5 protein-coding genes are annotated in these 12,592 nt (G+C 33.8%); 1 reads left to right on the forward strand and 4 read right to left on the reverse strand.

Features of this window, described 5'->3' with window-relative positions; genetic code table 11:
- Positions 1–154: 154 nt before the first annotated feature.
- On the reverse strand, positions 155–3,529 hold the full coding sequence (locus tag IPO86_14335; GenBank protein ID MBK9729282.1) for a VCBS repeat-containing protein: 3,375 nt from the start codon (positions 3,527–3,529) through the stop codon (positions 155–157).
- Positions 3,530–3,551: 22 nt separating this feature from the next.
- Complete coding sequence (locus IPO86_14340; protein MBK9729283.1) at positions 3,552–6,878, reverse strand: CRTAC1 family protein; 3,327 nt, start codon at positions 6,876–6,878, stop codon at positions 3,552–3,554.
- A gap of 123 nt (positions 6,879–7,001) precedes the next feature.
- Between IPO86_14340 and IPO86_14345 the strand changes: the two genes are divergently transcribed.
- Complete coding sequence (locus IPO86_14345; protein ID MBK9729284.1) at positions 7,002–7,469, forward strand: hypothetical protein; 468 nt, start codon at positions 7,002–7,004, stop codon at positions 7,467–7,469.
- Positions 7,470–8,053: 584 nt separating this feature from the next.
- Here the strand turns inward: IPO86_14345 and IPO86_14350 are convergent.
- Both IPO86_14350 and IPO86_14355 read right to left on the reverse strand, forming a co-directional pair.
- Positions 8,054–9,064, reverse strand: a complete 1,011-nt coding sequence (locus IPO86_14350; protein ID MBK9729285.1) for a PorP/SprF family type IX secretion system membrane protein — start codon at positions 9,062–9,064, stop codon at positions 8,054–8,056.
- A 25-nt stretch (positions 9,065–9,089) separates the two neighbouring features.
- Positions 9,090–12,236: a gliding motility-associated C-terminal domain-containing protein gene (locus IPO86_14355; GenBank protein ID MBK9729286.1), complete on the reverse strand. Its 3,147-nt coding sequence runs from the start codon at positions 12,234–12,236 to the stop codon at positions 9,090–9,092.
- Positions 12,237–12,592: the final 356 nt, after the last annotated feature.

Raw genomic sequence — 12,592 nt, forward strand, 5'->3', positions numbered from 1 at the left:
ATATAGGCTCGTGAATAAGAATTAAGACTTTAGAAAGATTTAACTCCTTTAGACTTAGACAACAAATATTTAAGCCTTTTTGTAAGATCTACCCTCATTAGGGTTACTTTCGTTTGAGCCTGCAAAATTGGATATTTTATCCATTCTTAATTGGCTATTGTAATGCTTTGCTATTTTGAATAGAAATTATTTGTATAGGTCCGTTATTATTTGCCACAAGAATGAATGGGTTGCCAGAATAGGTCTTTTTAAGTATCAGGATATTTTTAACATCGCCCATGGCATATAAACCTGAGCTATTCGGACTCACTTCATCAAACCAGGATTGTTTATTTCCTTTTAAGAATAAACCTACGCCTGCATCTGCATTCCCTGTTTCTACCTCTGAGACGAAAAGATTGCCTGCAATTACCAGATCATTAATTTGGTCGTTGTCCATATCATCATAAATAATTCCATTAACAGGTGAAATCTGAGCCCGATTTGGAAGGGGCTTCATTTCAAAACTACCCTTATTATTAATTAAAATGACACTTTGGAAGGTCTTTGCCTCATAATGCAATGCTGTTGTAAGGATATCTCCGTAAATATCTTTCAAGGTAGATTTTCCATAAAGGTCATAGGTTTTAAACTTGTCTAATATCATTGGCATTTGTTCACTTGAACACTGACGCCCTCTGACTGGAAATAAATTTCCATCTTTTTTATACCAACCTAAAACGATATCCGATTTACCATTTTGGTCAAAATCACCGGCATAAACCTGAAAAGGCTTGGTTCTGGTCGTTCTATATTTATAATTTGTACCCAGGTTTCCAATGATAAAATCCTGGTCACCATCTTTATCTATATCAGCCGCAATAATTCGGTTCCACCATCCCCCGGTTTCATCTAATTTGAATTCCTTTGTCTGATTGACTAATTTTCCATTTTGATTAATAAATGGACTAATATTCATCCATTCTCCAACTACCATCAGGTCTACTTTACCATCCCCATTGATGTCTGTCCATTCTGCATCGGTCACCATCCCACAATTTGATAATCCTATAGACCATTTCGCAGTGGCATCGGAAAAAATGCCCTTATTGTTTTCCAACAAATAGGAGCTACCTGGAAATGGGTACTTACCAGGTTCCAAACGTCCACCTACAAAAAGATCCAAATCACCATCGCCATCAAAATCAATTGACTTTACACAAGAACCACTGCCTCCTGTATTTGGTAAGGCCTGAATCTTTTTAAACACCCCTTCTCCATTATTTTCATACAACCGATCCTGATACGCCTTTGGGTCATCAAATTCATTACCTCCACTGACGACATATAAATCCAGGTCACCATCCTTATCCTTATCAAAAAACAATGCCCCGACATCTTCAAACAATTTATCAGCTTCAAAATCAAGGTTAGGTTGCACAGAAAATAAACCAGAAGTATTTTGTATGTATAATGCCCCTGCCTGTCCTGTAGCGCCTCCAACATAAAAATCATCTGCGCCATCTGCATTTACATCAGCAACCGCAATTGAAGGTCCTAATTGAGACATTTTATGAGGCAATAAAATTTGCCTTTTTCGATAATCATCATACACATTTTCTTTGTGTATAAAATTTGCATTAAATTGATTTGTTTTATCCGCAAATAATAATACTTTATTCTCTTTTGTCTTATCTGCTTTTTTAGCATCAGAATAGTTTAATTTAAGGATTTGATCCGCAGAGACATTTTCAAGTATTTGCACTTTTTGGTCTGCCCAGGTGATTTTTAATTTTTTAATCGAATTTTCTTCACCTATTCCAAAATAAATATTATCATCAACAACAGATTGATATCCCCGGGTCGTAATTAATTCAAATAATTGAAATCCAGTAGTTGTTTCAATTTCAACTTTAGAATTTAACTTAACTGCATAATTTGATGCCTCTAATTTTATTTTCAAAAAATGATTTGCAGAGCGTTCAATTGCATTATTTTTATAAACTAATGCGGGTTCATCAATATTATTCACTACAAGATCAGGATCGCCATCATTATCTAAATCGCCATATGCAGCCCCAGAAGAAAAACTTTTATAATTTAAATTCGCATCCGCAGATTTATCAACAAAGGTAAGGTCCCCATTATTCTCGTAATAAAAATTAGCAACTTTGGTTGCTACCATGGTTGTATTTTGCTGTCTTAAAAATCTCAAAATTGTTTCCATAGATTCACCTTTTTCTCGCATTTCATTGGCATGTTTAACCATGGGTTTAAAAAAATCTTTATTTAAAAAATCCCGATAATATCCATTAGAAATATAAATATCTTTTTTCCCATCCAAATTAAAATCAGTTAATAAAACACTCCAACTCCAATCGGTATTATGAATGCCACTCATTTGTGCAATTTCACTAAATGACTTGCTTCCATTATTAATTTGCAACATATTCCGCATATAGGAATAATGATATCCTGCATTAAAATAATCCCAAAATCGATCGATATCCATACTTGCCATATTCACCTTCTCCCGGTAATTATCTTCCGCCAACATATCCAACACTAGAAAATCCATTAATCCGTCATTATTGATATCTGCAGCATCAATTCCCATACTACTATGACTTGTATGTTTAACGGCAGAATATAAAATATTTTTAAATGTTCCGTTTCCTTGATTTTCATAAAAATAATCTGGCTGTTCGTGATCCACTGAAATATAAATATCTGGTAAACCATCGCCTGTAAGATCCGATGTAACTAAACCAAGAGTCCAACCATAACTCAGTACGCCAGCCTCTTTTGTAACATTTGTAAAGCTTCCATTGCCATTATTTCTATACAGCATATTAGAAGTTTCAAAAGGTGGGTTATGAAACCTTCTATAATGTTCACCTGATCCAGTCATTCGATCTGGAGGGTGATTGCCGACAATTAAATCAAGATCAGAATCCTGATCCATATCAAAAAAACTTGCAGTAATACTATAGCCACTATCATTGATCCCTAATTCTTTTCCTTTTTCGGTAAAGGTCAAATCTCCATTATTTATGAACATCAAATTTGTGCGTCTGTCAGGACCTTCCAAGACATAAAATGAACGACAAATATAAATATCCAAAAATCCGTCATTATTAATATCGGCTACTGCTGCACCTGTAGACCAACCACCAAAACCAGAAAGACCTGCTTTTTGAGTTATGTCTTCAAACTTAAAATTTCCTTTATTCAAATATAATTTATTTTCAACCAAATTGCCTGTTAATAAAATATCTGATAATCCATCATTATTAATATCACAAATAGCAACTCCACCCCCATTAAAAACATTTATGTACTCCAATGGATTTGGCAATAAATCGGGTCGCAAATTATTTGCAAATGTAACACCTGTTTTCTCTGGAGTCAAGAGTTCAAATTTTGGTAGATTCGTGTCTGCTGATGGTCTATTCGTGGATTGATTACATGCAAAAAATCCCACTATTAGCAGTATATTAAATGTAACTAATCGAATTCTATTAAACCGATTAGTGAACAAATATTTCAACGTATTTAGATTCATAAAATTCTTATAAAATATTTCTAAAAAAATACAAGGCATTATTATTAATTCCAACTAAAATACAAGGTTTTCCATTTACATGAATTGTTTTCATGTCTTTTACGTCATATGGAATAAAAAATCCAGAATTTTGTGGTTTTATAAATTTTCCTAACAAATTTTTCTCAGAACCTTTATAAAAACATCCAACGGATGCATCACCACGAGTCGTTTCAATTTCAGCATTAAATAAATTCCCACCTAAAACCAAATCATTCATTCCATCTTTATCAAAATCATCCGTTAATATACTTTGAACTGTAGAAAATTGAGTCTCCTTAGGCAAAGGAATAACTTTAAATTTTCCTGCATCATTTTGCAATATAATGGATTCAAAGAGATGTGCTTTATAGGCAAGACCTTTCTCCAACCCATCTCCATAAATTTCTTGCAAATTTGCATTTGCAAATGAATTATAATTTGGAAATTTTGTAGCTATTGAAGGAACTTGTTCCGAAGAACATTGCCTTCCCCTGACGGGCACCTGGTCTTTACCATTAAATTTAGCTAGCACAATATCATAACTTCCATTTTGATCATAATCATCGCAATACACCATAAATGGTTTATCCACACTTGCATGAAATTTATAATTTTCACCGAGGTTTCCTGCAATAAAATCCATATCACCATCTTTGTCATAATCTGTTGCGACAATTCGATTCCACCAACCCTCCGTATTTTTTAAATTAAATTTATCATCATTTGCTTTTACTAAATTTCCATTTAAATTTTCGAATACTGTAATTGGCATCCATTCACCAACTATCATTAATTCTGGCTTTTGGTCCCCTGAGATATTTGACCAAACAGCAGAAGTTACCATACCTACCAATCGCAATTCTTTTGCTTTTTCATCTGTGACATCTTTAAATTTTCCACTACCGATGTTTTCTAACAAATAGGATTTTGGGGGATATGGATATTTGTCTGGAATTGTACGACCGCCTCTAAAAAGATCCAAATCTCCATCGCCATCAAAATCAGCAGCGGCAATACACGATCCACTGGATCGAATAATCGGAAGATTTGAAAGATCTTTTGAAAAATTTCCTGTACCATCATTTATATAAAGCCGGTCCTGATAAATAGGTAATGTTTCTTCCATTTCTGTACCGCCGGAAACCACATATAAATCTAAATCTCCATCCGCATCTGCATCTAAAAAAAGACTTTGCATATCTTCATAATCTTTATCTTTTTCAAAGATGGGTACTTTTTTTGCTCTGAACGTGCCGGAATCTGTTTGCATATATAATTGTCCAGCTTTAAAATGAGCAGCGCCCACATAAAAATCTTCTTTACCATCTTTATTTACATCGCCAACAGAAATAAAAGGTCCTAATCTGCTAAGCATATGCGGTAAGAGTTTCTGATTTTTATAATCATTAAATTGATTTTCAATTTGATAATATTGGGGCAAAATACTTTCCGTAGTATGTTCAACAAAAATTGGATTGATTTGTCGTTGCTCATTTGATTGAGCAATTTTTGGATCATATTTAATCTCCAAAGTTTGATTTACTTTCACATCTTTTAAAACAGTTTTTCTAAAGTCAGGCCAAAGCACTTCAAGCCGATCAATTTTACTAATGGCTGCTAAACCAAAATGTGCAAAAGGCTCACTGGATGAAAGATAACCTTTGTTGGTTCTCATTTCAATATATTGCATTTGATCTCCGTAATAAATTGTAATTTTTGCTCCAATACCAAACGTGTTAAAAGGAAAACCTTTACAGGATATGCGCAAATAGTTTTGAGAAGCATTTAAATTATTTTTATAAATAAACGCAGGGTCATCAATATTATTCACCACGAAATCAAGGTCACCATCATTATCCAAATCTCCCAAGGCTGCACCATTTGAAAAACTGGTTTCATTAAAGCCCCAGTCTTTCATCATTTTTTTAAAGGTTAAATCCTTATTATTTTTATAAATATAATTTACTAATTTAACAGAAGGTAACATCCCTAATGCTTGTTCAACACTATCAACAAGATTATTTTTTGCTTTTAAAAACTCTTTAAGTTTGGCATTCATATCCCGGTCATAAACATCCCTTCTATAACCATTTGTGACAATAATATCTTTATAACCATCATTATCTAAATCATTAATCATTGCAGCCCAAGACCAATCTGTTTTGTCGACACCTGATAGCTGCGAAATATCTGTAAAAAAGCCATTGCTATGATTATATTGTAATGCATTATGCATATATTGATCCTGAAATCCTAAACTTTTAAGTTGAAGAAAATATTCAGGTTGCATGGCAGGCATTGTTGTTTTAGAACGCTTATAATCTTCAGGTCTCATTTCTACAACTAAAATTTCATCATCACCATCATTATTAATATCTCCAAAATCTACGCCCATAGAATAATATGGAACATGATTGGTTAATGTTTTTACACTTTCTTTAAATGTACCATCCCCATAATTAATATAAAAATAATCATTCTCAATAAAATCATTGGCAACATATAAATCCTGCGTTCCATCTTTATTTAAATCCCCAGCAACCGCACTTAAGCCATATCCATAACTAGGATATATTCCCGCATCCTTACTAACATCTGTAAACGTTGCATTCCCATTATTTCTAAACAATTTATTTGCAGTTAATGGATCATAAATGCCTTTTTTGAAAGATTCTTTTACACTTATAATGGTATCTTCTTCAACTTTCCACTTATGTGGTCGATTTGTGACAAATAAATCCAAATCCCCATCTAAGTCATAATCAAAAAAAGTTGAAGCAATCGAATACCCTGGATCAGCAACTCCATATTTATCTGCCTCATCCACAAACGTCATGTTTTTTTGGTTGATTAGGAGTAAATTTTTATTTTTCTCTGGAATATTTAAAAAACCTCCTCTGCAAATATAAAGGTCCATATAACCATCTAAGTTAATATCAACTGTTGAAACCCCATTTCTCCATCCATCAAATTTTGAAATTCCAGCTTTATCCGAAACATCTTCAAATTTAAAATCACCATTATTTTTATACAGTTTATCCTGCACCTGGTTACCTGTAAAATAGATATCTTGCAATCCATCATTATCAAAATCTGCAATCGCCACACCAGCACCATTATATATATAATTGAATGTATATATATGCTCGGTCGGTGATTCAACGATCTTATTATTAAAATCGACCCCAGTCTGACTAACAGGCAATAATGTAAATAACTGACCTGAAAAAGATTCTTTATTTGTTTTTGAGCAGGAGCCTAATAATAACAAAATAAAGAAAGTTAACTTAGAACTATAAGGTACATTAGCCATCTTTTAAAAGAAATTTTGACTGCAAATTTATCAAAGTACTAGGTCAAAATAGAACAATTAACAAAGTATTGAATAAATGAAAATAAAAATAAATATAAATTTGCACCCTTAATATGCCAATCTATGAAAATCTATAAAACTCATTTTTTACTATTATCGATTATTATTAGCTTATTGAGCTGTAAAGAAAACCCTCAAAATGAAGCTAAAACGGAGGCCAAAAATCAGTCTCAAATGAATACTTCACAAGAACCAAGTGATGCTTCTGGAACAGGTTCAAATGCAACAATGAATTCAGATGATCCTTTAATGGTTGAAACACCATCACACTTTTATGCACCAAAAGGACTAAAAAAATTGAATTTGAAAGAAATGTATGAATTAGGGACCCGAACTGATTTCAAGAAAGATTTTCCACTTAAAGATACAAATGGAATTGCTGTCGATTGGGCGTTAATGCAAAATCCAGAAAAAATTATGTTTATGCAAATGTATACTGATTCTGATGGTAAAATTATTGAAGCTGTAGTCTTTCCGGTAACCGATGAAGTAAAGGCTATGATTACAAAAACCAGAATGAGTAGTAAATAATACATAAAAAATCACTATTCATATATCTAATCACTTGAGCGTTTTAAGCAATCCTTAAAGCTATTTGATTATTGAACCTGGATTGCATTTGTATAGGTTGGTTAATTTTCTGGGCAGCAATCGTTAATGTAAATTAGCCAAAACCGATTCAAGTGGTTTGTGTACTCAATTCATGTTAAATTGAACACCAACCCCTTGAAAGCCTGCCTGCGGTAGGCAGGGGACTTTTGCATTGTGTTATGATCAAATTATTTATTCTTAAGTTTTATTTTTATAATACTAAACTCAGTAGCGATCGGAGTCATTGACCGATAAATTGAAAAGTCACATCCAACATGTTGGGTTTGTGTAACCTGCTAATGTCTAACATTTCAGTGTCAGGCTACTAAATCTCGATAATTAGACTAGTCCAATATTTAGAGCATTTGTATCCTTTTTGAAGAGGCTAAGGTATTCGACATAATTTCTGAGCTAAAAATTATACTTTAAATCAGCTTATTAAACTTTTCTGACTTGTTATATTTAGAAATTATACACCTTTTTAAATGGGTGAACTATTTAAATAGTAAATAAAACAAATTGAATTACTTGTTCATAGGAACTGCACCTTCTTCCTTCATCATACCTTCGTCTGTTTTTACAACTTTTGGCTTTGGTTTGAATAAATCGAAGGAGAGTGTTAATTCATGCGAACCATTATTGTAGTTCTGGAATTCAAGATAGGATTGGTCATATGAATATAAGAAACTAAGGCGGTCAATTTTAATACCACCTAATAATGAGATTCTATGCCAGGAAGGATTATAGCTATAGGTAAACCCAGCAAATAATCGATCGTCCAACATTTTAGCCAATACATTTAAATCCGTACCAAAAGGTACATCAGATATTTTCCGCAATCCAATAGATGGCTCAATTACTAATCGATATTCAGGTAATCTCCAAATAGCACCTAAAAACCCTATAAAATTAGTTGGTTTGTCTGCTTTAGGCTCTGTATTTGTTTTATTAGAATCATCCAAACGAGTTTCTACCAAATGAGGAATACTAATCCCTATTCTGAATTTATCTGATATTTCTGTATAAAAACCGAAATCTGCCCCAAAATACTTTTCGCCATTCACAGCACTGTTTATATATGAATCTGGACTTTCATGTAATGGGTCTGTAATTGCTTCATTATCTAAATTATATTGAATATAAGAGCCTGAAATTCCAAAAGCAAATTTCATATTATCATTAGCTTTAAAATTATAAGCATAATTAATTTGACCTGCAAAGCGATTCGCCACTCCAAAATTCTCTGAATAAATCATTGCACCAAGTCCCATATTATTAGCCGGACTTGCATCTATAGCGAGCGTTAAGGCCTTTGGAGATCCTTCAAACCCAGCCCATTGATTTCTAAAGTTAAAGAGTAATTTACCATCGCCATTAAATCCAGTATTTGCAGGATTCACTAAAAACAAATTCACAAAATAGTGATTATAAACAGCATGTGTTTTTAAAGACGTGGCATAATCTTGCGCCTTAATATTTGTATTCAAACATATAAATGATATAAATACAATTAAATATATATTAATATTTTTCATAATATTCAATTTATAAACCAGCTAATTATCTAACAATCGTTACAGCACCTTTATAATAAGCATCATTTTTTCCTGCTTCTGTGACTTTTAAAATCCACATATAAGTCCCTTCTGTTAAATCATCCCCATCACTGTCAATACCATTCCAGGTGTTGACATAATTGACAAATTTGTTAACCTGGTTACCCCAACGATCAAAAATCGTAAGTACGTTATCAGTTTGTGATACACAGCTTATTTCAAGAACTTCATTGTATCCATCGCCATTTGGAGAAATAGCCAGTCTGCCTTTGTAACATTCTGGTGATTGCGTTTGTCCGCAAACGGTAAAGTTTTCAACTGCTGTACAACCATTTACATCCGTTACTTTCAATAAACAAGGTCCTATTGGCAAATTATCTGCGATCTTGCTTAAGCTACCGCTGCACCATTCAAAACTGAAAGGTGAAGAACCACCCGTAATCAGTGCTTCGTATTTACCATCACTGGTACTGCTATTGCTGGCACAATTTAGTCTTTTGGCTACCAGGCTAATAGCCGGTGCATCTGGAACTATCAGCGGAGTTGAAACTTTGGAGTTTCCAGCTTCATCAGTTACCGTGACTGTATAACCAGTACCTGGGCATAAATCAGTTGCTATACTTGAATTCAGATTTATATCGTGTGACCATTTATACTTATACGTATGTGGTTTTGGATCAGAATGCGTCACTGTAACAATTATTTTACCATCGCATTTTCCATTGCAGGTAACTGCCGTCCCACCTGCTTTTGGGTCTACTTTTAAATCTACAGTAATCGTTGGAGGAACAGAATTTTCATTTTGCACCACGACCGTATCACATTTAGTACAATCATTTTTATCGGTTACACAAAATGTATAAGTATCTGGTGCTGCATTCCTTAAGTCTTCTTCTGTACTTATGATAACGCCGCTAGAATTTTTCCATTGAAAAGATTTATAAGCCAGGGTTCCACCTTTTATTGTAATAAAAGCTGCACCATTTGTTCCAGATGATTTTTTAACACTATCAATTGTAATGACTATTGCATCAGGTTCTGTAATTACAATTACTCTGGTCGCGGAAGTTCCAAGTGCATCCGAAACCGTTACTGTATAAGATCCTTTACATAAGCCATTTGGTGGATTAATCGTGTCCCCATTACTCCAAATAAATCGGTAGGGTACTTTTCCATATGCTCCACTCACAAAAGGCTTAGCTCTACATTCCCCATTGCAACGGTTTGAATCCGCTAAAGTGACAGTAAGGATTTCAAATTTTCGAGGATTAACCGTAAATGTATCCATTTTAATACAACCATTTGCATCTGTAACCATGATTTCATAATTACTTGCAACTAAACTAGTTATGTCTTCTGTTGTACCAACATTAATTGGATTTGCACTTAATCTTCTCCATTTATAGGTAAAGCCAGGAGTTCCGCCAATGACTGTTAAATCAATGGCACCATCACTAGAAATTACTACATCTTTCGTGATTGCTGTCAATTCAATTTCTGCTGGTTCATTAATTTGGATTGCTATTGAAGTTGTAACTTTATTGCCATCCCCATTATCAATTACTGATAATTTATAAGAGCCTGGGCATAAATCGTTAGGTTCTAAAACAGTAGAAACTGTTACATTCGATGGTTGTAATTTCCATTCGTACGTAAAAGGTCCTTTGCCCCCTGATATTACGGTTCCTTTTACAGATCCATTACAATCTCCAAAACACTTAACACTGGATACTGTACCTAATGAAATGGAAACCGGAGTTGTGGAAGTTTTACATTTGACAGTAAAATCGGGTTCTCCTTTAATTACATTAAAATTTTTACTATTGCAATCTGCGAATTCCATTGGACTGCCAGTAAGATCTGTAAAAACCAATTTTGTATCAAATGGACATGGAACACCTACCCTTGATTCGAAACATATATTAAATAAGATACCACCATTTGGTAAATCTTGAGAACCTGACTGTGCATCCCAGGTAACCCGAACTGAATCCTTGATAATATTAAAATTATTTGGACCTAATCCTGGTAATGTTATGCCATTGATTCTTAATAATTTAAGTTTTGTTGTATCATAATTTGTACTAAACTGAAAGCTACTAACACATTTAAAATTATCAACCCGAATCGGAATACAAAATTCTGAGCCTTCTTCCACGGTTGTATCCCGAACGTATAGATTTAAGCTGGCTGCCGGAGCATCTGTAATGGTCACTTTACCAGAGGTAAATTTAGGTGTTACTACATCTCCATTGCCATTTGTCACTTCAATCAAAACTGGGGTACCATCAAATGTCACTGCAGACATTGCTCCAGGAGCTCCAACTGGTTTAAGACAGACTTCAAATAACGTGGCTCCATCTGCAATGGTAACCGGATTTGCACCAGCATCCCAATTAATTCCAACCCCTGATCGATCTGGTAGTGAAGCATAATTTTGGCCCCATGATAGCTGAATCGATCCAACGGGTGGTGTTGATGAAAGTGATTTTATGGTATCAAACACAACAACTGCTTTGTCCCAATGCATGGTAAATTGCGCTGTTTGTATGTTTTTAAAACCTTTTGCGGTTACTTTTAAACAGGTCACAACACCTTGGGGTGTTGTCTCTGTGGAGGCAATAATTTGAAGAGAAGAATCAACAGGAGGTGGTCCTCCCTGGCAACCAGTGCCATTAATTTTTACTTTGCCTGTGGTTGCATTTAATGTTAAATTATTGAAATTACCATCCAGTACTTCAATAGAGGCCGGTTTATCTGCCAACTTCACAAACGAAGAATCACATTCCTTTCCAATTAATTTAAATCGCATTGAAAAAATGGTAGTTCCATTGGTAATATTCTTCCCAACACCACCAGGAGCATCCCAAGTAAATCCAATCTGACCATTTTTTACTGATGTACTACCTACATGGGTAGAGAAATTTACATCGAAATTACCAGTTTTGATGACATCCACAATTGCCAAAACATTGGAATCATAGTGCATAGAGAACTGTGTGGTTAAGACATTTGTAAAACCAGTTACAGTAACAGGTACTGAAATAGTATCATTTTTATTTCCTGAAACATTTGCGATCTGGAAATTGAGCTGAGCCTGACCCAGAACGTAGCAGCATAGCACCGCCAAAGAGATTATATATTTTTTCATAGCTTACTGTATTTGGGCTAAAAACATTGAGTCCAAACTTAGAACAAATTTAATATATGTTTAATAATCTTTATAATGAATATAATAATATTTTATAATACAATACCTGTTTTTAAGCATTTCTTAAGCTTTGACCTCTAATTTTCTATCGAAATAGAAATTACAGGAACTATAAAAACATTGGTTTTGAGTTGATTTGCTTGAAAAGAATTGTAAATTCAAAAGTGTCTTCCTGCAAATTTACACTATTCTCCGGATTATCTGCAAGAATCTAGCCAAAAAATGATATCGCGTTTAAATGTCTTTTGCTAATAGAGAGCATAGGGTGCAAATAGTAAATGAGTATAACACAAAAC

Source organism: Saprospiraceae bacterium (assembly GCA_016717265.1).
In the GTDB taxonomy this organism is placed as follows: domain Bacteria; phylum Bacteroidota; class Bacteroidia; order Chitinophagales; family Saprospiraceae; genus Vicinibacter.

Bases quoted from the DNA above. Each gene is read 5' to 3' on its own strand.
- IPO86_14340 (MBK9729283.1), bottom strand. From the start codon at position 6,878: ATGGCTAATGTACCTTATAGTTCTAAGTTAACTTTCTTTATTTTGTTA.
- IPO86_14345 (MBK9729284.1), top strand. From the start codon at position 7,002: ATGAAAATCTATAAAACTCATTTTTTACTATTATCGATTATTATTAGC.
- IPO86_14355 (MBK9729286.1), bottom strand. From the start codon at position 12,236: ATGAAAAAATATATAATCTCTTTGGCGGTGCTATGCTGCTACGTTCTG.
- IPO86_14350 (MBK9729285.1), bottom strand. From the start codon at position 9,064: ATGAAAAATATTAATATATATTTAATTGTATTTATATCATTTATATGT.